The following is a 22,643-nucleotide window of genomic DNA, read 5'->3' on the forward strand; positions in this document are numbered from 1 at the left end:
GGGGGCGGAGCCCCCAGTTTCGGGAAGGGGCGGGGTAGGGGAGAAAAGAACTCGCCTAGGCCAACTGCCGCCGTACCAGCTCCGTCAGGTGCCCCCTGGGGTTGGCGAGGAGGGTAGCCGGGGCACCCTCCTCAACAACCCGCCCCTCCGACATCACAAGGACCCGATCCGCGTCCATCACCGTCGACAACCGGTGTGCGATCACGATCCGCGTCGCGTTCAGGGCACGCGTGCTGTCCATCACCGTCCGCTGCGCCTCATTGTCGAGCGCGCTCGTCGCCTCGTCGAAGAAGAGCAGCTTCGGCCGTCGGATCAGCGCCGCCGCGATCATCAGCCGCTGCCGCTGCCCGCCCGAGATCGCCCCGCCCCCGGAGATCATCGTGTGCAGGCCCATCGGCATGCGCTTGATGTCCTCCGCGAGGCCCGCCATCTCGGCCGCCGCCATCGCCTCTTCCTGCGTGAACGTCTCGGTGCCGCTGATGCAGTCCAGGATCGAACCGGTCAGTGGCTGCGCGTTCTGCAGCACCACACCGCACTGCCGCCGCACCGCCGTCTGGTCGAGGGCCGTGAGGTCCTGGCCGTCGTACAGGACACTGCCCGAGGTCGGTTCGTCGAAGCCGATGAGCAGGCGAAGCAGCGTCGACTTGCCGCAGCCGCTCGCCCCGACAACCGCCACGAACTCGCCCGGGTTGATCGACAGGGACACCTCGTCGAGGACGAGCGGACCGTCGTCGGAGTAGCGGAACGACACCGACCGGGCCTCGATCGCGCCGGTCAGCTCCCCGGGCGGGGTGCTCGCGACCTGCACCTCCGGGGCCTCGTCGAGCACCGGCTTCAGCTGCTCGAACATGGGAAGCACCTCGGCCGCCGAGAGCAGCGCACCCGTGAGCTGCGTGATCGAGGTGAGCAGCATCGTCACGGCCGTGTTGAAGGTGAGGAACTCCCCGGCCGACATGCTGCCCCGGGCCGGACCCGCGAGCAGCATGAACATGATGAGGGAGGCAAGGGGCAGATAGATCGCGTTGAGGACCGTGGTCAGGTTCTGGATACGGCCCGCGCGCTGCTGCATCTCGCGGCTGCGCGCGAACTCCCCCGCCCACGCCGCGTACGCGAAGCTCTCCGCACCTGCGACGCGCAGCTTGGGCAGGCCGCGCAGGGTCTGGAACGCCTGGTTGTTCAGCTTGTTGTGCAGCTTCACCAGCTTGCGCTGCCAGCGCATGCCCCACAGGCCGAGGCCCAGGAACACGCCCGCGATCACCGTGAGCATGCCGAGCGCGGTGAGCGCCAGCGGCACGCTGTACAGAAGAAGAAGCACGATGTTCATCGCGCCGATCGTGCAGGACTGTAGAGCGACCGGTCCGACGCCCGACAGGACGCGCCGGATCGCGCTGATGCCCATCGCGGCGCTCGCCAGTTCTCCTGTGGAGCGGGACGCGAAGAACCGGGTCGGCAGGCGCAACAACCGGTCCCATACGGCCGGTTGGAGCGTCGACTCGATCCGGCCCTCCATACGGAGGACCGTCAGGTTCTGCATCAGCAGGAACGCCGCCGTGACGACGCTCGTGGCGATCAGCGCGACCGCGACCTGCACGATACGGTCCGTCTCGGCCTGCGGTACGTACTCGCCGAGCACCGTGCCCGTCGCGACCGGCACCAAGGCGCCGAACGCCACCGTCACAAGCCCGGCGAGCAGCAGGTTGCGCAGATCGCCACGGGTGCCGCGGAGACTGAACGCCATCAGGCGCAGCGGCGTCATCGGCCGGTCCGGCAGCGGCCGGTAGAACATCACGCCCCGCGGCTCGAACTCCTCCGCGTTGTCGGCGCCGATCCGGGTGCGCCGACCGGTCGCCGGATGCACCGCCTCGTAGCCGCCGCGCCGCCACAGCAGCGCCACCGGCGTGCCCGTGACCCGGTGCCCCACCAGGGGGCCGGTGTTCTCGCGCCACCAGCGGCCGGTGAGCCGCACCGGGCGGCACCGGATCCGCGCGGCCACCGCGACCTGTTCCACGGGGTCGAGCCGCCCCCCGGCCTCCGGGCCCTCCGGCGGGCGCGACAGCGTGATCCCGGACGCCTGGGCGACCAGGCGGCAGGCGGCGTACGTCGCGTCCGCGCCCCGCGCGTCCCGGTCCTCGCCCGCGCCCGAACTGCCCTTCTTGTACTTGCCGATGGAGCCGACCAAGGTCCGGTCGGCCTGCTCACGGACCGCCTCTCCGGCCCGGATACCGGCCGCCGTACGGTCCTCGTGGGCGCGTTCGAGCAGCTCGATCCAGCGGTCGAGGGCGGCGAGCAGCCGGTACTGCTGGTTGACCATCCGCTGCCACAGCTCGCCGTCGACGAGCAGGTCGTGCGCCGCGTCCGCGCTGAACGCCGCCCCGTACTGCACACTGCCCGGCGCCACCGGCAGCCACAGCAGATCCTCGTCGCCCGCGCCGGTGTCGAGCATCGCCCCGGCGGCCCGGCCGTCCAACGGCGCCTCGAAGAGCACCCGTTGGCTGCGCCCGATACCGCGCGAGAAGGCGTGCTCCAGGAGGCTGAGCGCCGAGTCCTGGGTGTCGTACTGGCTCTCGTAGCCGTACGAGGCCGGATCGGCCACCGGGTTGCCCCACGCGTCGTACACGACCGGGCGCTGAAGCTCCCGCAGCTCGATCCGGCGCAGCGCGCAGCCCTGAAGCGGGCGGCCGACCAGGGTGTGCCGGGTGCCCTCGACCGGGCCGAGCAGCAGCGTGCCGGGCTCCAGACGGCCGAGGAAGTGCCAGTGCCCGGCCTGCGCGGCGTCCACCGCGAACAGGTCGAGCGCCCCGGCCACGACCAGCCACAGGACCTGCGGCCCCTCGAGCGGCAGGCTGCGCAGACCGGCACAGTCGACGGCCGTACCGAGCGCGCCGAACGCACCGATGACGGCGTCCCCTTCGGAGGCGGGGTGCCCGACGAACCCGGGCCCGGGCGCTCCGTTCCCCGTCGCCCCGGCCCCGTACACGGTGGGGTTCGCGCCGGTGTCGTACGCGGTCGGGGTGGCCCCGGTGTCGTACACGGTGGGGTTCGTCCCGGTGTCGTACGCCGGGGTCGCCCCCGTGTCGTACCCGGACCCGCCCCCGCTGCCGTACTGCTGTGGAAACGTCATGTCACCGCTCCCTGACCAGCTCGGCGTACGCGCCCCCGGCGGCGAGCAGTTGCTCGTGGCGGCCGCGCTCGACGACCGTGCCGTGGTCCAGGACCACGATCTCGTCGCTGTCGCGGACCGTGGAGAGCCGGTGCGCGATCACCACGCAGGCGCAGCCGCGGCGCCGCAGATTGTCGATGATGACCAGCTCGGTCTCCGCGTCCAGGGCGCTGGTCACCTCGTCCAGGACCAGAATGCTCGGGTCGCGCACCAGCGCGCGGGCGATCTCCAGACGCTGCCGTTGCCCGCCGGAGAAGTTCCGGCCGTCCTGCTCCACGCGCGCGTGGATGCCGCCGGGCCGTCGGGACACTACTTCGTAGAGGGCGGCGTCGCGCAGTGCGGCCACCACCGCTTCGTCGGGGATGGAGGGGTCCCATAGGGCGACGTTGTCGCGCACGGTCCCCTCGAAGAGGAACACGTCCTGGTCGACGAAGGACACCGAGGCCGTGAGCGCGCCCCGCGGAATGTCCTCGAGCCGCTGCCCGTCGATGCGTATGACGCCTTCCCACGGGCTGTAGAGCCCCGAAATCAGCCGCGACACCGTGGACTTGCCGCTGCCCGAGCCCCCGACGAGCGCCACCTGCTGCCCGGGCCCGACGGCGAGCGAGAACCCGGTGAGCAGCGGCTTGTCCAGAGGGCTGTACCCGAACGTGATCTCTTCGAGGGACACATGGCCCTTGAGCCTGCGGGTACTCGCGGCCGGTTCCGGCCGGGAGTAGAGCGAGTCGACGGGAAAGGCCTCCACGTCCTTCAGACGGGCCACATCGGCCGCGAAGTCCTGCACCCGCCCGGCGACACCGTTGAGGCGGGTGATCGGCGCGGTGAACCGGGTCACCAGGGCCTGGAAGGCGACGAGGAGACCCACCGACAGCTGCCCGTCCACGGCGCGAAGGCCGCCGATCCACAGGATCAGGGCGGAGTTGAGGGTGGCGAGCGTGGGCGCGACCATACCGAGCCACGCACTGGGCACCCCCAGCCGCTGCTGCTCCTCCAGGGTGGTGGCGTGCTGCCCGGCCCAGCGCCGGAAGTAGCCGTTCTCGCCGCCGGTGGCCTTCATGGACTCGATCAACTGGAGCCCGGTGTAAGCGGTGTTGGTGAGCCGGGCACTGTCGGCCCGCAGCTTCTGCGTACGGGTCGCGCGCAGCCGGATCACGATCCGCATCGCCACCACGTTGAGCAGCGCGATGCCCACGCCGACGACGGTGAGCTGGGGGTCGTACGTCCAGAGCAGGGCGGCGTAGAGGAGCACCACGATGCCGTCGACGCCCGCCGCCGTCAGATCGCGCGCCAGGGTCTCGGCGACCTGGTCGTTGGACTGGAGGCGCTGCACCAGGTCGGCCGGGCTGCGCTGGGCGAAGAACGTCACCGGCAGGCGCAGCAGATGGCCGAGGAAGCGGGCGCTGGACAGGGTCGAGGAGATGATCCGGCCGCGCAGCAGATTGGACTGTTGCAGCCAGGTCAGCGCGGCCGTCAGAGCCACCATCGCGGCCATCGACATGAAGAGCGCGCCGAGCAGCGAGGTCTGCTGCCCGATCAGGAACATGTCGATATACGTCCGGCTGAGGGCCGGTACCGCGGCCCCGACCGCGACCAGAAGGAGGCTGGCGACCAGGGCGGCCAGCATCGTCCCGGTGGTGCCGCGCAGGCGCGCGGGCATCGCCCCGAGCACGCTGGGCTTGCGCCCGCCGGGCCGGAACCCGTCGCCGGGCTCGAGGACCAGGACGACGCCCGTGAAGCTGGTGTCGAAGTCCTCCATGGGCACGAACCGGCGACCCTTGTCCGGGTCGTTGATGTGCACGCCGCGGCGGCCGAAGCGGCGCCCCATCCCGTCGTACACGACGTAGTGGTTGAACTCCCAGAACAGGATGGCGGGCCCCTGCACCTCGGCGAGCGCGCCCGGCTCCATCTGCATGCCCTTGGCGGTGAGGCCGTAACTCCGCGCCGCCTTCAGGACGTTGCTGGCCCGCGAGCCGTCACGGGAGACGCCGCAGGCGATCCGCAGCTCCTCCAGTGGGACGTGTTTGCCGTGGTGGGCGAGGACCATCGCGAGCGCGGCGGCGCCGCACTCCACGGCCTCCATCTGGAGCACGGTGGGGGTGCGGACCGTCTTGACCCGCTTGCCGCGCGGGGCGCGCCGGGGCGGCCCAGCGCGCCGTCGGCCACCACTCGGGGCGGGCGCGCGGCGGCGCCCGCCGCGGGAGGCCAACTGCGGCTGGGGTGGGGTGCTCGTGGGGCTCGGTGCGGCCGGTTCCTGGGGCACGGTCACGGAAGCAGCCAATCGATCGGGCGCTGCTCGGCGAGGTGGATCGCGGCGGCGGTGGGGGTCATCGAGTCCAGCGCGTACGGCGGACCGTCCGGCGTCGACCAGCGGTAGCCGGACTTCGTCCGCGAGGACTTCTCAAGCTTGACCAGGATTCCCACGGCCGGGCCGTCGGCGGTGAACTGCCGGGCCAGCTCGGCGTCCCCGAGGAACGCGGTCAGCTGCCGCCGGGTCTCGGCGGTGCGGCCCACCGCCTGTACGCGGCCCCGCAGTGTGCCGTACTCCTGGGTGGGCACGGACTGGACGGTGACGTCCACCCGCGCACCGGCCGGCACCGTGGCGGCGGTGTCGGCCGGTACGTAGAGCACCGCGCGCAGTGGGTCGTCGGGCGTGCGGGTGCGTTCCACCACCGCCACGTCGGCGCCCGTCTTGACGACGGCGCCGACGGTGGCGACCAGGGTGGTGAGACGACCGGCCGTCAGCGCGCGCACGGCCCGGTCACCCTGCTCCGTACGGACCTTGAGCAGCGACGCGCCCGCGTCGAGGTGGGCACCTTCCTCGGCGAGCACGTCGGTGACCTGGCCCGTGACGGGGGTCTGGACGACATAACTGCCCTGCGCGTGCGTGAGCACCCCCGCGGTGCGCACCGTCGACGACACCGAGCCGGTCACGGCCCAGATCGCGGCGGCGGCCATCACCACCAGGGTGACGGCCAGGACGAGCAGGCCCTGCGGGCGTGCGTAGCGCACCGGCAGGTCGAGTTCCTCCGGCGACTGCAGCTTGGACAGGGCCTGTTGGCGGAACTGCACGTACTTTTCCTCTACCTAGGCCAGGGCACCCCACAAGCCCCGGAACCACTGGTTCCGGGGCTAGGGGCTCATATCGGCTCAATGAGCCGGTATGAGTCTCAGCGCGTCGAACGCCTCTGAGAGTGCTCCTCGGTGTTGCTCAGCGAGTTGCGACTCAGAGACCGGCGGTGAGGTTGGCGGCCAGGCCGGTGGCGGCGGCGGTGTTCACGCCGGTCACGTTCTGGACCGTGCCCTGCACGCCGGCGACGACCGGGGTGACCGGGGCGACCTGGTCAACGGTGGAGGTCACGTTGCCGAGGACCTGGCCCACCAGGCCACCCGCGACGTTGTCGAGGTCGGCGTCGGCGATCTCAGCGGTCTCGATCTGGGGGTTCATGAAGGTGCCCTTCTCATCGGTATTTCCACAACAGCGGGGTCCGTAGAGGCTGCTCACAGGCAGGCCCGTGAGGGGGACGCCTCGAGGAGGTGACCCTGGAGATCGCCCCTTCCGAAGCCCCGCGGTTGCAGGATCAAAGCACGTCGCGGCCTCGCACATCCAATCGGCGGGTGACCACTCCGGTCCTTCTGTGACCGCCGAACCACCCTTAGGCGCAGGACTGTTCACGTATCGGTGCAGCACCTTCACAAGATCTTCTTCGGCGGTGCCGCATGGAGGCTGCGACCCGGCGCGGCCGCCCCGGGGGAAAAGCGGAAACTACGCCCCCAAAGGGTGCGGATTTCATCACGGACGGGCCCGGGCCAGGCGGCGTGCCGTGTGATGCGTGACGGCGCTGCGCAATCGGTGTGCAGGTTTTTTGCAGGAGGCCCGGATTCCGCAAAGTGACGTGGGTTCTTGACGGGGAGTCGGTTGTCCGGAGGGGAAGAGGTTCCTCGAGGGAATTCGGTTGCCCGGAGGGGGCTGTGAGTCCTGGAGGGGATCAGGAGCGTCCCGGAGGGGATCGGGAGCGTCCTGGAGGGGCCAGGAGGCGTCACTCCGTGTCGGTGTCCCGCTCCCCGTGGTGAATGTGGGGCAGCCGCAGATGGTGGTGGTGCTCCGGAGGCGGCGGGTGCTCGGCGCCGCTGGCCCGCTCGACGAGGCCCGCCGTGAGCGGGTACACGCGGCGGCCGCCGCACGCGGGGCAGACCGCCGCGGCCAGCGGGGACCGGACGGCGTTGCCGTCCTCGTCGACGTACTCCTGGGTGTTGAGGCCGTCGGGGTCGGTGGAGAGCACCAGTGCGTAGGTCCGCTCCCAGGTCTCTCCACAGTCTCCACAAGCGAAGGCGAAGGTCTCCGTGACGGGCTCGCCGGCCTCGGACATCGCTGCCTCCCGGAGCTGGTGCGCGGTCTGGAAGGCCAGGCCATCACCGGCCACGGGCGCGCACCACCGGCCGGGGCCGTACGGGTGAGCCCCGCGGCCGCCCGAGAGGCGCACGGAATTACGGTGCGCGAATTGCGTACGACCGTGAACTCCCGGGGTATTCGCCCGAAATGGACGCGGTCCACGCCCCATGTGGCCCGCGCCCAATTCAGGGCCGGGCGGAATTCTCCAGATGTCTGGACCACGGACCACGGAAGAAGACCACGGACCACGGAAGAAAAGGAGGCGAGGGTTCCGGGGGAGAAGGAGGCGAGGGTTCCGGGGCAGGAGGCGGCTCCCTAACGGAGCCACCACCGTTCGCTCTCCTTCGACAGGGCCTCCCAGAGCAGATTCAGCGGATGGCCCGGCTCGCAGGACTCCCGGTCCCCGCGCCGCGTGAACACCCCCACCAGAACCTCGGTCCTCGGCCCGATGTCCCCCACGACGTCCACCCGCCGCAGCCCCGCCGCCTCCGGCAGCTTGCCGCCCTCGGCGGCCTCGGCGATGCCCCGCGTGACCAGCATCGCGCCGCTGAGCACCCGGGAGCGGAGCAGCTCGAAGCCGTAGTGCGCCGCCTCGATCTCGGCGGCCACGGTCAGCTCCTTGCGGTAGTCCGCGCCGTACCACGAGGTCAGAAAGCGCCCGATGAGGCCGCCCGCGGAGACCACGAGCGGCAGCTTCGACAGCCCGGCGGCGCCGACCTCGGGGCCGGGCAGCCGGTCCGGCGGCAGATTGGTGAGCAGCGAGAGCCCGCTGCGGCGCCACTCGAGGATCTCGTACGGATCGAGCTCGGCCTCGGCGCCCTCGGTGACCACGACACTGCCGCAGACCAGGTCGAGCTCCTTGGACCGCAGCTTCGTGAACAGGTCCCCGGTGCGCACATGCGTCACCTTCAGATCGACCCCGCGGCGCTCGTACTGCTCGCTCACGCGCTCCACCGCGTCGAGCAGAAAGCCCAGCGTGTAGCGCGTGGAGCCGACCGACAGGGTGCGGCCCAGGCGTCTCCGGGCGTCGTGGAGGCCGTCGTTCCACTGGTCGAGCGTGGCGCGGGCGAGCCCGGCGAGCGCCTCGCCGGTCGCCGTGAACAGGACGTCCTTACCGCGGCCCCGCTTGATCACCAGGGCCTCCCCGCACAGTGCCCCATAGGTGCGGTTCAGGGTGTCCAACTGCTTCTGCACGCTGGACTGTTCCCGTCCGAGCAGACGGGCGGCGGAGAGCGCGGTTCCGGTCTCGTACACCGCGAGCAGGGTGCGCAGCTGATCCATCGTGGTGTCGAGGAGTTCCGCGGGGTACTGCTGCGGATCGGTTAAGGCCATGCGCGCCGACTCGCTCTCAAATCCTTGCGGTGCTATGCGATTTACGGCCTCGCAGCATAACCACAGCAGATCTGCCCGGAGGAAAGCAGGGCAGAAACGGGTCGCCCCGGAGCGGAAACTGGTCGCGCGGACAGCCCAAATTATCTGGGGATTTCTTCCGGAAAATGCTGGATGCGTTCCCGGTACCCGTGGAATCGTCGAGGCAATCCTGATCAACTACCCATCTCTGCGAGGAGAGTTACGCTCGTGAGCCACTACCAGGCCGGCCCCGCACCCGCACACCCCGGCGGGCAACACGCAGCGGTGCCGGCGCCCCCCACCGCCAAGCGGCCGGGAACCCTCGTCGCCTTCTTGGTCGTTTCGCTCGTGTCCGCGCTGAGCGCCGTCATCGGCGCGGTCATCGTCCTCGCCGGGGGCAAGGAACTCGCCGACGACAACATCCGGGATGTCATCGACGAGAACCCGGACGTGGTGGGCCTGCCGTCCGGCACCACCGCCGCGGACATCAAGGACCTCTCCGGTCCCATCTGGGACGAACTCGTCAGCGAACGGGCGGGGTCACTCGCAGCCCGCGCCTGGATCGCCGTGTTCATGGCGGTCGTCCTGCTGGTGTTCGCGCTCTGCGCCCGCGCCGCCGCGGCCGTGTGGGCCCGGGTGCTCGTCACGATATGCACGGTGCTCAGCCTGTTCCCGCACATCCTGATCATGGGCGACTACGAGCCCGACTCGGTGGTGCTGCTCAGCCTGGTCTCGCTGCTCACCGCGCTCGTGGTGATCGTCCTGTGCTGGCTGCCGCCGATCAACCGGTACGCGCGTGAACGTAAGGCACCCGCGCAGCAGCCCATGCAGCAGCAGATGCCGCCGATGCCGATGGGCAGGTGAAGCTCGGCACAACAGCCGCGTACGACAGGGTCGGTGCCCCCGGGGGTTGGGCACCGGCCCTGTCGACGTGCGTGTTACGCCCCTGAGGTCTGCCGTCCGTCGTCCGGCAGCGGAAGCTCTACGGCGTGCTCTCCGTCGGGAAGCAGCAGCTCCCAGCGCTCCATGTGCGCGAGCTGGGTGCCGAGCCAGGCGAACCCCGGGGCCAGGGCGGCGAACCCGGCGAGGAGCCAGGTCCAAACCGTACCCATGCCGTACGCGACGGCCGCAAGCGCGGAGAGGCCCATGAGCAGCACCACCGCCGTGCCCCGCCGCCGCAGCAGATCCCAGGCCGGGAACACCGGGAACTCCCGTAGCCCACGGCCCCCGTTCACCACCGAGGCGGGGGTCACGGGACGCCCCGCGGGACGTCCGGTGCGCCCCTCCCGTTCCTGGGCATCGGGGGCGCCGACGGTCTGGAGCCGTCCCTCCAGGCAGTACGTGTCGCCGAAGGTCATGACGGCTTTGACCGAGCCGAAGCCGTCGGGGCCGCGCCGGGTGCCCTTCCTGGGGGCGTGCACCCAGAAGATCCGGCCACGGCGGCCGGTCACCTGCGGCGCGAGAGAGGGCAGATCGATGGCGTCGTGCAGGAAGAATTCGAGCCGGTCGTCGTCGTTCTCGCCGTCCCCGGTCCTCTCTCCGTCCCCGGCCTCGAGGAACAGGCATGGCTGCGGCTGCTTCTGCCGTTTGCCCTGATCGTTCCGCTCGTCACGGGCCACCCCGGCGCCCGTGACGGTCACGGTGCGGGCGTGGGTGGACTGTTGTGACCGTGGGTGGAGGATCGGGCCCAGGCTGTTGTTGCCGGAGCGCGTGGCCATCACGGCGAAGGCCAGACATGCGGCCAGGAGCCCGCCCAGGCTCAGCACCGCCCAGGGGTCGGCCGGGCCACCGATCTTCGTTTCGAGGCTGCTTCGGTCGTTGGAAAGGAGCACACCGAGCTCTGCCGAGTTCGGCGCGTAGAGCGCCCACACGGTGTCCCCGGGCACGGCGGCCCAGCGTCGGGTCGTCACCTGGCCCTCGACCCGGCGGCTTCCGTCACGAAAGGAGACAGAGACGCGGACGTCGTTGGTGTAGGACTTGGAGCCCTTGTTGCTGTGCTCCTCCGAGCCCAGCACCTTTTCCACCGTGACCTGGCGCATCGTGTGCCCGGCCTCGGAGATCCGCCACGCCTGTGGAGAGAAGGAGGCGATCGACACCGTCAAAAAGAACACCAGGAGCACCCACGCGAGCCACGCGAACCCGTGCGCGCCACCTTGTCGGTCGGACCACCGGATGCCGCCGCGCAGCGTCCGGCGCCAGCCGGAGAAACCCGCTCCTGCCACGGCCAGTCCGGCGATCAGGTCCCAGCGGGGAGGCGCGGCGGACGGTGCGGCGGCCATCCCGAAGAGCGTGACGAGCAGCCCGGCTCCCGTCACCGTCGACCAGAGCACGGCCGAGCGCACCCTCCTGTCCACCGACAACCCCCTGTTTCCCCACATAAGCCGCCCCCGGATGGCGGGCCAGGATGGCCCGCGTCCGGCGGGCCAGGATAGACACCCGGAGGCGTCGGCCCTGGTCCGGGGGTCCTTGTGGGGTCAGCCCTCCGCCAAGTGCCGCAGCAGGACGGAGGCGTGGCTGTGGTCAGGATCCTTGGCCGCCGTCAGGAGGGTGAGGGGCCCCTTGCGGGCGAGGGCGCGGAGCGCGGTCAGGGCCTCGGCGGCCTCGGGTTCGGTGAGTTCGGCCTCGTATCGGCGGCAGAAGGAGTCGTACGAGCCGTCCGGGCCGTGGAACCAGCGGCGGAGCTCCGTCGACGGGGTGACCTCCTTGGGCCAGACGTCGATCCGCGCGTCCGCTTTGGAGAGTCCGCGGGGCCAGAGGCGGTCGACCAGGACGCGGGTGCCGTCGTCGGGTTCGGGGGCCTCATAGACGCGGCGGACGCGCAGGCCGTGGCGGGGTCGGGGCATGGGGGCGGCTCCTGTCCGTGATGCGGGTCTTCTCCGTTCCCAGTCACGCACCTTTCCGTTTCCAGTCACGCACCTTCCGGCGCGCGGCGCGAGCCGTTGGCAGGCTCCACCCAAAGGAAGGCTGTCCGGACGGTCGCGTCGCGGGCTGTTCCGCAGCACTATGGCCGGGGCCGAAGGCACCATTGCCCTGTGAACAGGGCTGTGAGTAGCCTATGTTCGCCATTCCGGCCATTGGCCGGAGTCTCGAACGGAGAGGGTGGGTGAGGCAGATGGGACGTCTGGTCCCCGCGGTGACCAGGGCGCTGGACATCCTGGAGCTGTTCTTGGAGGGCGACGGCACGCTCTCCGCCCCGGATATCACCCGCAAGCTCGGCCTCCCGCGCACCACGGTGCACGAACTGGTCACGACGCTCGCGGCCCGCTCCTATCTCGTACCGGTGCCCGAGCAGCCAGGGCGCTACCGCCTCGGTGTGCGCACCTACCAGCTCGGCAGCCGGTACGCGGAACAGCTCGACCTCGCCGCCGAGGGCCGCGAGGTGGCCCGCGAGGTCGCCGAGACCTGTGACGAGACGGTACACGTCGCGATACTCGAGGACCTCGACGTCATCTATATCGCCAAGGTCGACTCCATCCACGCGGTCCGGATGGTCTCCGCGGCCGGGCGGCGGCTGCCCGCGCACTGCACCTCCGTGGGCAAGATGCTGCTCGCCGCGCTGCCCGCCGAGGAGCTTGACGCCCGGATCGAGGAGGCGGGCGAGCTGGTCGCGATGACGCACAACAGCATCACGGACCCGGCCGAGCTGCGCGCCGCCCTCGACGGGATCCGCGAGCGCGGCATCGCCGTCGAGCACCGCGAATCCAACCCGGATGTGAGCTGTGTGGCCGCGCCGGTCCGGGACGGCTCGGGCCGGGTGGTCGCCGCCCTGTCCATCTCGGTGCCGGTGATCCGCTGGACCGAGGAGCGCGAGGCCGAGCTCGCGGAGCTGGCCGCGAAGGGCGCGGGTGATCTCTCCGTACGCCTGGGCCACCGGGGCGGCATTCGGTGAGGCCCGAGGTCGCGGTGCGGGCGGAGGCCACGCTCGGCGAGGGTCCCACCTGGGACCCGGCGGCCGGGCGGCTGATCTGGGTGGACATCCTGGGTTCCCGGGTGCACACCTACGCCCCGGCCGACGGGCGGCGCACGGTTCTGGCCACCGAGCAGCACGTCGGCGCGGCCAAGCCGCGGGCGGCGGGCGGCCTGGTGGTCAACCTGCGGGACGGCATCGGGCTGTACGACGCCGAGGGCGCGTTCTCCTGGCTGGTACGGGATCCGGTGGCCGGGCGACGCGGGAACGACGCGGCGGTGGCCCCGGACGGCGCGCTGTGGGCGGGCACCATGCGGTACGACGAGGCGCCCGGGGGCGGGGCGCTCACCCGGGTCGCCCCGGACGGCTCGGTCACCGAGGTCTTTCCCGAGGTGGCGGTCAGCAACGGGACCGGGTGGAGCCCGGACGGCACGCTGCTCTACTACATCGACTCGCCGACCCGGCGCATCGACGTCTGTCGGATGGACGACCAACTCCCCGTGGACCGGCGGCCGTTGGTGACCATCGAGGACGGCGCCGGGTTCCCGGACGGGCTCACCGTCGACGCGGACGGCTGTGTGTGGGTAGCGCTGTGGGACGGGGGACAGGTCCGCCGGTACACCCCGGAGGGCCGCCTCGACCGCACCCTGCACCTGCCCGTGCCCCGGCCCACGGCCTGCTGCTTCGGTGGGCCGTCACTGCGGGATCTGTACGTCACCACGGCCCGGGTCGGCCAGGACGACGGGCCGCACCCGCTGGCGGGCTCGGTCTTCGTGGTGCCGGAGGCGGGACAGGGCATGGCGGGCGTGACCTTCGCCGGATGACGTAACGCCTGGCCGGAAGCCGGAAGCCGGAAGCCGTCGGCCGGAGCTGCTGCCCGGCAGCGTCAGGGGGCTCGTCCATCCCGGAGCGGCCGCGGCCGGCGTTCGCGGCCGCTCCGGGTACTTCCCCCCAACTCCCCCCGATTGCACGGTAGTTCGGATGTCGCGGCGCCAGGCAGGTCGCGCCCGGGGCGCATCTGCTGCGCGGACTCGCTCACGGGGAGCAGGGAGGGGCGCCTGCGGGGCAGGGAAGTGGGCGTAACAGAGGCGGGGAACCGCCCCGGGCTCACTCGGCCCCGACCCCCGTCCACCCGGCCGGAATTCGCGCGAGCCGGACCCGCTGCGGGTGGTCACCCACCGCCACGCTCGCCGTCTTCTTGCCGGTCGCGAAGTCGATCGCCGTCACGCGGTCGGTGCCGCTCTCCGAGACGATGCAGGACCGGCCGTCGCCGCTGACCGTCGCCCAGTACGGCTTGGCGGCGGTGACCAGCGGGCCCTCCTCCAGCGTGGCGCGGTTCACGATTGTCACGTAGTCGTCCATCGTCCCGGCCGCGCACAGCTTGTCGCCCTTGGGGCTCATCGAAAGCCCGTGGTGGCGGGAGTCGTTGACCCAGGTGGTGCGGTCCTCGCTGGTCTCCGGGTTCTTCGGCAGCGTCTTCACGCGGGTGACCTTGTCGGAAGCGACGTCGTACTCGACAAAGCCGTTGAAGAACGACACCTGGAAGTACAGCTTCGACTCGTCCGGGTCGAACGCCACCGGCCGTATCGCGTCGGAGAGGTCCTCGCGCCCGAACGCGTCCAGGCGCTCGCGCATATCGACCACCCTGACCGGCTCGAAGGTCTTGGCGTCGACGATGGTGATCCGGCGGTCGCCCTTCGTCCCGTCCATCCACGGTTCGTCGAGCGGGGTGTGGACCTCGCCGATCGACATGTTCCAGAGCAGCTTGCCGCCGTCGGTGTAGACGTTCTCGTGCGGCTTGTCGCCGGTCTTGAAGGAACCGGCCTCGTCACCCGTCTCGATGTCGAGGACGTGGACGGTGTTGGAGAGCGACGCGGAGACCGCGACCTGGCGGCCGTCCGGTGAGACGGCCATGTGGTCGGCGCGGTAACCGGACACCGGGAAGCGCCAGTTGATCTCGCCGGTGGTGAGGCTGATCGACACCACGTCCGCGAAGCTCGGCCGCGAGACCACCATCGACGAGCCGTCCGGGGTCGCGTACATGTCGTCCACGAACTGGTCGTTCCCCTCGCCCGGGCCGTACCGGACGGCGAGGAAGACCGCGAGCTTCACCGGGTTCGTGTAGATCTCCCGCAGCCGCTCCTCCTTGTCCGGGATCACATTGATCCGGCCGACACGGGCCAGGTCGCCGCCGGGCTCGATGACATCGGCGGTGCCGTCCCAGTTGTTGCCGACGAACAGCACCTCGCGCAGCGGCTGTTCACGGTCGGGCTGTTCACGGTCGACGCCTCCCGCGGGAGCGGCGCTCGCGGCGAGCGCGGCCAGTGCGACGGCACCCGCTCCGAGCGCCCGCAGAGCGGAGAACGTTCCAGAAGTAACTGCGGCCATGCTGATACCGACCCCTCGGAGTCCCGTCGCCGTCATCGTGGGCGCGCGGCGGACCGGCCAGGTCTCATCCGGTCAGAAAGATGAGCAAGTGTCAGGTCCACTGCGGCTACTCGAAGGTAATGAGCGGTGGATGATCGCGGCAAGAGGTCTGCGGCGACCGGTTGACCGCGGGTTACCCCAGCTCCGGCCGCCTCCGGTGGCGGAACCACTCCGGAGCCAGAATCGACATCAGCGTGGCGTCGAACCGCGCGCCCTCTCTCTCATTGCCCGGGTCCCACTCATTGAGCACGGCCTCGCCGACCACCAGCCCGGTCGCCCGCTCGACCACGGCGAGGTCGAGGCGGTCGTCCCGCTCCCCGCGCGTGCCGTACCACGCACGCAGCCGCGGCTCGTCGAAGGTCTCGTGGCTGCCGGTCAGGCGCGCGGACTCGGGGTCCCGGAACATCGGCAGGAGCGCCGGGACGTCGTCCTCGGTCACCGGTCGCAGGGTCACGAGCTCTCCGGAGAGCGTGGGCTTGTCGGCGGACGAGGCGGACGAGGCGGACGAGGCGAGCGAGGTGGGTGATGTACGGGCGGGCGCATGATCGTTCATGGGGCCGCATTCTCTCCGTACGACCGGCGCACCTGCACAGACATCGGAGGTTCCCTCAAGAACAGCGTAACTGTCGGGGGAGTGGGGCGAGTTGGGCCCGTTGACATCCGATGTATCCGGCGGTACTCCGTCACATGCGGTCCCGAACTTCCGACGACCCAGACTCCAGACCGCAGACCCCAGGAGCCGCCCCATGCGCACCCCCCGCGTCCGCACCCGGAGCAGACTCAGGCGCCGCCTCATCGGAGGCGTCTTACTCCTCGCCGGGGCTCTCGCCGCCACCAGCCTGCCCACCACCGCCGGAGCCGTCCCCATCGCCCCGAACACCCCCGCCACCCCCGCGCGCCCCGCCGAGGGCCCCGGCACGGACTACGCCACCGACGACCCGTTCAGCGCGGAGCGCACCAGCTGGTTCCGGCAGGACCGGTTCGGCATGTTCATCCACTTCGGCGCCTACTCGAACCTGGAGGGCGAGTACACCCGGCCCGACGGCACCGTCTGCCGCAACGCCGAGTGGATCCAACGGGAGTGCGCCATCCCGAAGGCGGAGTACGAGAAGCAGGCCGCGACCTTCAACCCCGCCGACTTCGACGCCGAGGCCGTCGTCAGAACGGCCAAGGACGCCGGGATGCGCTACATCGTCATCACGTCCAAGCACCACGAGGGCTATGCGATGTGGCCGACCAAGGTCAACTCCTGGAATCTCCGTGACCATTCGGCGTTCGACCAGAAGCGCGACATCCTCGCCGAGCTCAGGACCGCCGCCGACGCGGCCGGTATCAAGCTGGGCTTCTACTACTCGATCTGGGACTGGCACGACCCGGACTTCGCGGACCCGGAGACCTTCCCCGCGTACGAGAAACGGATGTACGCGCAGCTCAAGGAGCTGGTCAAGGGGTATGACCCGGACCTGCTCTGGTTCGACGGCGAATGGGACACCGAGAATCCGCACAACCCCTGGACCGCCCGCGACGGCGAGCGTCTCGAGGCGTATCTGCGCGGCCTCGACCCCGAGTTGATCATCAACAACCGGGTCGGCAAGCGGCGCGTCGTCGACGGCGACTACGGCACGCCCGAGCAGGAGATCCCGGACGCGCCCGTGGACGGCCAGCTCTGGGAGTCCTGTATGACCCTCAACGGGCACTGGGGGTACGCCCGTTACGACCACGACTGGAAGTCCGCCACCACCCTGGTGCGCCACCTCCTGTCGACCTCCTCGCGCAGCGGCAACTACCTCCTGAACATCGGCCCCGACGCCCGCGGCCGCATCCCCGAGCCCTCCGTGGAGCGGCTGCGCGAGATGGGCGACTGGCTGCGCACGGCGGGCCAGGGCGAGGCGGTGTACGGCGCCCGGCACGCCGGTCCGGTCGCGGAACCGGACTGGGGCACGGTCAGCCGCAAGGGCGACAAGCTGTACGCGGCCGTCACCGACTGGCCCGCATCCGGCTCGGCACTGCACCTCACGGCGCGTACGGACTTCGCGGTGACCGGGGCCCGGGTGCTCGGCTCCGACCAGTCCGTGGACGTACGGAAGGCCGGTGACGGCTACGACCTCACGCCGTCCGGTGCGGCCACCAACGACAAGGCCACCGTCATCGAGCTGACGGTCGACGACGGTCCGACGGCCGAGCCCGGCAGCGGGACCGGCCTCAAGCAGGAGATCTACGACAACCCGGAGCTCACCGGCACCCCGAAGGTCACCCGCACCGACCCCACCGTCAACCACTCCTGGAAGTTCACCGGTTCACCCGGCCCGGACATCCCCGCGGACGGCTTCGGCATCCGCTGGACCGGCACGGTCGAGCCGCGCCGCTCCGAGACGTACACCCTCACCACCGTCTCCGACGACAAGGCGCGGGTGTGGATCGACGGCGAGCTGGTGCTCGACGCCTGGACCCCGCACGGGCCGCGGATCGACAAGGCCGAGGTGCGGCTGACCGCCGGAACCCGGCACGCCATCAGGATCGAGTACGCCGAGCAGACCGGGGAGGCGCACATGAAGCTCCTCTGGTCGAGCCCGGGCCAGGAACAGCAGGTCATCCCGTCGACACAGCTGTACGCCGACTGAACCGCACCCCCACCGCGCCCCCCGCGCCGGTACCGCTCCGCGACCGTTCGCGGAGCGGTACCGGCAAATCATGATAAAACGGGTGGCGTGTGGCGGTGTCCGAGAGTCACTCCCGACGGAACAAACAAGATCCGGACCCCCTTCCGCTTTCGACCGGCCGCGGGATACCTCTTTACGTACGGAATCCCACGCAGCCGGACAGAAAGCGGAAACCCTCATGAACCGTTCCTCCGAACCCCACTCTTGGTACGTCGACGACCGCTGCACCAACTGCGACGTGGCCCGCCAACTCGCCCCCGACCTGATCACCGAAGTGGACGGCCGCTCGCGGATGGTGCGGCAGCCGCGCGACGCCGCCGAGGAACGGAGCCTGTACGCCGCCGCGTTCGCCTGCCACACCCGCTCCATCCGGCCCCCGTCGGGACGGCTCGCCGCCGAGCTCGACCCCTTCCCGGTCGATCTGGACGACCGGGTCGCGCTCTGCGGTCACAACGGCGCGAAGACCGCGGGCGCCAACTCCTACCTCTTACGGCGCACTTCGGGCGGCACCCAGGTCATGGTGGACACCCCGCGCTGGAGCGAGCAGCTCGCCGCCCGTTTCGAGGCGCGCGGTCCGGTCACCGACGTCCTGCTCACGCACCGGGACCACGCGGCCCACGGCCGCCGCTACGCCGACCGGTTCGGCGCCCGGCTGTGGATCCACGAGGGTGACCTGGACGCGGCGCCCGACGCGGACCGGGTGCTGCGCGGCACCGAGCCGGTCGAGGTCGCCGAGGGCGTCATCGCCCATCCGCTGCCCGGACACACCGAGGGCAGCGTCCTGTACGTCGCCGACGAGACGTACTGCTTCAGCGGCGACAGCTTCTACTGGTCGCGCACGACGCGGGACATCGAGGTGGCCGAGAGCGTCACCTGGTACTCGATCGAGGTCCTTGCCAAGTCCCTTGCCCGCACCGTCGACCGGCTCCGGTTCGGCTGGCTGCTGCCCGGGCACGGGGACCGGCGCCGGCTGCCCGTGGACGAGATGGCGCGGCGCATGCGCGCGCTCGCCGAGCGCACCGGACGACTTCGGCCGCAACCGGTCGACTTCACCCGCTTGCGCTGGTAATCCACGAACAGCGGCAGGTGCCCCATCCGGCCGACCCCCGTGCGGGTCCCGGAGTGCGCCCGTCCGGAGGGTCCGGAATTCTGGGCGCATCGGGGTCGGCCGGAGCGAGCGGGCCTCTGACCAGCGGGAGCGCGCGTGGAGCTTGCAGCCAGGGTCGACCACCTCATGGGCGGGCTCCGCACGGATCTGGAACGGCTCGCCGCCATCCCGTCCATCGCCTTCCCGGGCTACCCGGCCGAACCCGTCGAACGGGCCTACGACCTCCTGACCGGCCTGCTCCGCGGCGTCGGCGTACCGCACATCGAACGTCTCGACCTGCCGGACACCGCCCCGGTGATCTACGGGGAGATCCCGCCCCCGGACCCGTCCGCGCCCACCGTGCTGCTCTACGCCCACTACGACGTGCAGCCGCCGGGCGACGAGAAGCTGTGGCTGTCGCCGCCCTTCGAGCCCACCCCCATCGAGGAGGACGGCGAGCCCGGCCTCCGGGCCCGCGGCATCGCCGACGACAAGTCCAATGTCATCGCCCACCTCGGCATGCTGCGGGCGTACGAGGGGCGGCCCCCGGTCGGCGTGAAGCTCGTCATCGAAGGCCAGGAGGAGTACGGCAGCGCCTTCGACGCCTATCCGCCGACCGACCCCGAGCGGTTCGCCTGCGACGCCCTGCTCGTCGCCGACCTGGGCAACATCCGGCCCGGCAGTCCCACCCTCACCACCGGCCTGCGCGGCGCGAGCGAGGTCCTCGTCGAGGTCCGCACCCTCGCCGAGCCCCGGCACAGCGGCGGCTTCGGCGGCGCCGCTCCCGACGCCCTGCTCGTCCTGCTCAGGGCCCTGGCCACGCTGCACGACGAGAACGGTGACGTCGCCGTGGCGGGCCTGGACCGCGGGCCGTGGAACGGCACCACATACACCGACGACGAGTTCCGCGCCCTCGCCGGGATCCAGGACGGCCTGCCGCTCCTGGGCTCGGGCGAGCTGGGGGAGCGGCTCTGGAGCGGGCCCGCGATCACCGTCATCGGCCTCGACGCACCGAGCGTCGACCACGCCGCCTCGGCCGTGGTGCCGTACGCCCGCGCCAAACTCAACCTCCGCTTCCACCCGCGGCAGGACCCGCAGGAGGCCCAGGCCCGGCTCGTCGACCACCTGCGGGGGCTGCGCCCCTTCGGCATCCCGCTGACCGTCACACCGGGCGACACCGGCCCCGGCTACGAGGCCGCCACCGGCGGGCCCGCCTACCGCGCCGCCGTCACCGCGCTCCGCGAGGCCTGGGGCAAGGACGCCTCGTACGTCGCGAGCGGTGGGTCCATCCCGCTGGTCAACGGGCTCGCCCGGGCCGCGCCAGGCGCCGAGGTGCTGCTCTTCGGCGCCCAGGACAGCATGTGCAATCTGCACGCCCCCAACGAGCGGGTGCTCCTGTCCGAGCTGCGCAACACGGTCCTGGCCCTCTCCGCCTTCGTACGCTCCTACGCCGACGACTTCCGGCGCGGAACCGGGAACGGAAACGGGAACGGAAACGGGAACGGCGCATGACCGAACCGCCCGCCCCCGGCACCGCCACCGAGCCCGAAGAGGCCCCGCACAGACCGAAGTTCACCTTCCCCAGCGCCCTGACGGTCCTCGTGGTCGTCACCCTCGCGGTCTGGGCGCTCGCCTTCCTCATCCCCTCCGGCCGGTACGAGCGCGACGCCGAGGGTGCGCCGATCCAGGGCACGTACCACCGCGTCCCCTCCGGCCAGACCTTCCTCGACCGCCTGAACGACCTGTTCCTGTCGCCGGTCAACGGCCTGTACGGGGTGGAGGACGCGGAGTCCGGCCTGGTCGGGCCCGATATGACCGGCGAACTGTACGGCGCCGCGGGCGTGTTCCTGTTCGTCCTCGCCATCGGCGCGTTCATCACCGTCGTCTTCGCCACCGGCGCCCTGGACCGTGGCATCGCCGTGCTCGCGCACCGGCTCCGGGAGCGCGGCGCACTGCTCATCGTGGGCGTCATGGTGGTCTTCTCGGTGCTCGGCACCGTCGAGGGCTTCGCCGAGGAGACCCTCGGTTTCTACGGGCTGCTCGTGCCGATGATGCTCGCCCTCGGCTACGACCGGCTGGTGGCCGTCGGCGCGTCCATCCTCGGCGCCGGGATCGGGGTGCTCTGCTCCACGGTCAACCCGTTCGCGACCGGGGTCGCCTCGTCGGTGGCGCAGATCTCGCTCGGCGACGGCATCGCACTGCGCTTCGCGATGTGGTTCGTCCTCACCGGCGTCACCGTCGCGTACGTCGTGCGCTACGCCCGGCGGGTGCGGCGCGACCCGGACCGGTCGCTGTGCGGCTTCCTGCCCGGCGACCGCGAGCAGAGCCACAGCTCGCGCGCGGAGGCCGAGGAGCCGGAGCTGACCCGTCTGCACAAGACCGTCCTCGTACTGCTCGGCCTGGTCTTCGCCTTCATGATCTTCTCGGTGGTGCCCTGGTCGAGCGCCCTGACGGGCAACGCGGACGCGACCCCGTACAGCTTCGAACTCGGCTGGTCCTTCCCGCAGTTGGCGTCCCTGTTCCTCTGTGCGGCGGTGCTCGTGGGCCTGGTGGCACGGATGGGGGAGCAGAAGCTCAGCTCCACGATCGTGCGGGGCGCGGGCGACTTCGTCGCGCCCGCCCTGGTGATCATGCTGGCCCGCGGCGTCACCGTGATCATGAACAACTCGAAGATCACGGACACGGTCCTGCACTCCATCGAAGGCGCCGTACAGGGCACCTCATCGGCCCTCTTCGCGGTCATCGTCTACGTGGTCAACCTGCCGCTGGCCTTCCTCATCCCCTCCACCTCGGGCCACGCCACGCTCGCCATGCCGATCCTCGCACCGCTCGCCGACTTCGCCGGAGTCCCGCGCGCCGTGGTCGTCACGGCCTGGCAGTCGGCCAGCGGCTGGATGAACCTGTGGGTGCCGACCACCGCCGTCACCATCGGCGGCGTGGCGCTCGCGAAGGTCGGCTACGACAAGTACCTGCGCTTCGTGTGGCCGCTGCTCGTCATCCTCGCGGTGCTGATCTGCGGCTTCCTGGCGCTCGGCGCGACGGTCACCTGAGGTGACGACGGACGGAAGGATCGACCATGGCCAAGGTCAGTTACTGGATGACGATGTCCCTCGACGGATACATCGAGGACGCGAACGGAAGCATCGCGTTCTCCGCCCCGGACGAGGAGGTGCACCGCGCGGCGAACGAGCAGGCCAGGAACGCCTCCGCCTTCCTGTTCGGACGGCGCCTCTACGAAGTGATGGAGGAGCCCTGGACCACGGCCGCCGCGGAACCGGACGAACTGCCCGACGTGGAGGCCGAGTTCGCCCGCGTGTACGTCGACACCCCCCGCTATGTCTTTTCCGACACCCTCACCACCGTCCCCGACGGCGTCACGCTGGTCCGCAGCACCGAAGCGCCGCACGTGGTGCGCCGTCTCAAGAAGGAGTCGACCGGTGACCTCTCCGTCGGCGGCCCGTCCCTGGCGGCCTCGCTGCTCGACCTGATCGACGAATTCTGCGTCTACGTCGCGCCGGTCGCCCTCGGCGCCGGAAAACCGTACTTCCAGGGTGCCCGGCCGGTCGGGCTGCGTCTCCTCGAGCACCGGGTGTTCACGTCCTCCGGGACGGTGCTGCTGCGGTACGGCAGGAAGAACAACAGGGCGTGAGCGAGCACCTCCG

The 22,643-nt window shown here is 70.9% G+C and carries 18 protein-coding genes; 8 read left to right on the forward strand and 10 right to left on the reverse strand.

The annotated features are described in order from the left end of the window. Positions 1–55: 55 nt before the first annotated feature. The 6 genes from ACWD10_RS16330 to ACWD10_RS16355 all read right to left on the reverse strand — a co-directional run bounded on the left by ACWD10_RS16330 (position 56) and on the right by ACWD10_RS16355 (position 8,882). Complete coding sequence (locus ACWD10_RS16330) at positions 56–3,121, reverse strand: NHLP bacteriocin export ABC transporter permease/ATPase subunit (RefSeq protein WP_451091315.1); 3,066 nt, start codon at positions 3,119–3,121, stop codon at positions 56–58. A 1-nt stretch (position 3,122) separates the two neighbouring features. Next, positions 3,123–5,366 (reverse strand): NHLP family bacteriocin export ABC transporter peptidase/permease/ATPase subunit, encoded by a 2,244-nt coding sequence (locus tag ACWD10_RS16335; RefSeq protein WP_451091426.1) that lies wholly within the window; start codon positions 5,364–5,366, stop codon positions 3,123–3,125. A 56-nt stretch (positions 5,367–5,422) separates the two neighbouring features. After that, the gene (locus tag ACWD10_RS16340) at positions 5,423–6,229 is read right to left on the reverse strand and encodes an HlyD family efflux transporter periplasmic adaptor subunit (RefSeq protein ID WP_451091317.1); all 807 of its coding nucleotides are present in this window, start codon (positions 6,227–6,229) and stop codon (positions 5,423–5,425) included. Between the two features lie 154 nt (positions 6,230–6,383). After that, positions 6,384–6,605: a type A2 lantipeptide gene (locus ACWD10_RS16345; RefSeq protein ID WP_451091319.1), complete on the reverse strand. Its 222-nt coding sequence runs from the start codon at positions 6,603–6,605 to the stop codon at positions 6,384–6,386. Positions 6,606–7,197: 592 nt separating this feature from the next. Then, positions 7,198–7,641 (reverse strand): hypothetical protein, encoded by a 444-nt coding sequence (locus ACWD10_RS16350; protein WP_451091321.1) that lies wholly within the window; start codon positions 7,639–7,641, stop codon positions 7,198–7,200. Positions 7,642–7,865: 224 nt separating this feature from the next. Then, the gene (locus ACWD10_RS16355) at positions 7,866–8,882 is read right to left on the reverse strand and encodes a LysR family transcriptional regulator (protein ID WP_451091323.1); all 1,017 of its coding nucleotides are present in this window, start codon (positions 8,880–8,882) and stop codon (positions 7,866–7,868) included. A gap of 246 nt (positions 8,883–9,128) precedes the next feature. On the opposite strand from ACWD10_RS16355, the gene ACWD10_RS16360 reads away from it, so the two are divergent. Further along, positions 9,129–9,764, forward strand: a complete 636-nt coding sequence (locus tag ACWD10_RS16360; protein WP_451091325.1) for a hypothetical protein — start codon at positions 9,129–9,131, stop codon at positions 9,762–9,764. Between the two features lie 74 nt (positions 9,765–9,838). On the opposite strand, the gene ACWD10_RS16365 is transcribed toward ACWD10_RS16360, so the two are convergent. Beyond that, complete coding sequence (locus ACWD10_RS16365) at positions 9,839–11,254, reverse strand: hypothetical protein (protein WP_451091327.1); 1,416 nt, start codon at positions 11,252–11,254, stop codon at positions 9,839–9,841. A gap of 120 nt (positions 11,255–11,374) precedes the next feature. Beyond that, positions 11,375–11,743 carry a DUF488 domain-containing protein gene (locus ACWD10_RS16370; RefSeq protein WP_451091329.1) on the reverse strand — a complete coding sequence of 123 codons (369 nt, stop codon included), beginning with the start codon at positions 11,741–11,743 and terminating at the stop codon, positions 11,375–11,377. Positions 11,744–12,012: 269 nt separating this feature from the next. On the opposite strand from ACWD10_RS16370, the gene ACWD10_RS16375 reads away from it, so the two are divergent. Beyond that, positions 12,013–12,789 carry an IclR family transcriptional regulator gene (locus ACWD10_RS16375; RefSeq protein WP_451091331.1) on the forward strand — a complete coding sequence of 259 codons (777 nt, stop codon included), beginning with the start codon at positions 12,013–12,015 and terminating at the stop codon, positions 12,787–12,789. Next, positions 12,786–13,631 carry an SMP-30/gluconolactonase/LRE family protein gene (locus ACWD10_RS16380; protein WP_451091333.1) on the forward strand — a complete coding sequence of 282 codons (846 nt, stop codon included), beginning with the start codon at positions 12,786–12,788 and terminating at the stop codon, positions 13,629–13,631. Before ACWD10_RS16375 ends, ACWD10_RS16380 begins: the two co-directional genes overlap by 4 nt. 283 nt (positions 13,632–13,914) lie before the next feature. Here ACWD10_RS16380 and ACWD10_RS16385 read toward each other — a convergent pair whose 3' ends face one another. Both ACWD10_RS16385 and ACWD10_RS16390 read right to left on the reverse strand, forming a co-directional pair. Beyond that, positions 13,915–15,195, reverse strand: a complete 1,281-nt coding sequence (locus ACWD10_RS16385; protein WP_451091335.1) for a YncE family protein — start codon at positions 15,193–15,195, stop codon at positions 13,915–13,917. A gap of 172 nt (positions 15,196–15,367) precedes the next feature. Next, the gene (locus ACWD10_RS16390) at positions 15,368–15,787 is read right to left on the reverse strand and encodes a GNAT family N-acetyltransferase (protein ID WP_451091337.1); all 420 of its coding nucleotides are present in this window, start codon (positions 15,785–15,787) and stop codon (positions 15,368–15,370) included. Positions 15,788–15,980: 193 nt separating this feature from the next. On the opposite strand from ACWD10_RS16390, the gene ACWD10_RS16395 reads away from it, so the two are divergent. The 5 genes from ACWD10_RS16395 to ACWD10_RS16415 all read left to right on the forward strand — a co-directional run bounded on the left by ACWD10_RS16395 (position 15,981) and on the right by ACWD10_RS16415 (position 22,630). Next, positions 15,981–17,855: an alpha-L-fucosidase gene (locus ACWD10_RS16395; protein WP_451091339.1), complete on the forward strand. Its 1,875-nt coding sequence runs from the start codon at positions 15,981–15,983 to the stop codon at positions 17,853–17,855. 217 nt (positions 17,856–18,072) lie between these two features. Beyond that, a complete protein-coding gene (locus tag ACWD10_RS16400) occupies positions 18,073–18,963 on the forward strand; it encodes an MBL fold metallo-hydrolase (protein ID WP_451091341.1) in 891 nt (296 codons plus the stop codon). 135 nt (positions 18,964–19,098) lie between these two features. Continuing rightward, a complete protein-coding gene (locus ACWD10_RS16405) occupies positions 19,099–20,493 on the forward strand; it encodes a M20/M25/M40 family metallo-hydrolase (protein ID WP_451091343.1) in 1,395 nt (464 codons plus the stop codon). Then, positions 20,490–22,031 (forward strand): YfcC family protein, encoded by a 1,542-nt coding sequence (locus ACWD10_RS16410; protein WP_451091345.1) that lies wholly within the window; start codon positions 20,490–20,492, stop codon positions 22,029–22,031. The genes ACWD10_RS16405 and ACWD10_RS16410 overlap by 4 nt, the downstream gene beginning before the upstream one ends. 26 nt (positions 22,032–22,057) lie before the next feature. Continuing rightward, the gene (locus ACWD10_RS16415) at positions 22,058–22,630 is read left to right on the forward strand and encodes a dihydrofolate reductase family protein (protein ID WP_451091347.1); all 573 of its coding nucleotides are present in this window, start codon (positions 22,058–22,060) and stop codon (positions 22,628–22,630) included. Positions 22,631–22,643: the final 13 nt, after the last annotated feature.

It is taken from the genome of Streptomyces sp. NPDC002851, from assembly GCF_053591935.1.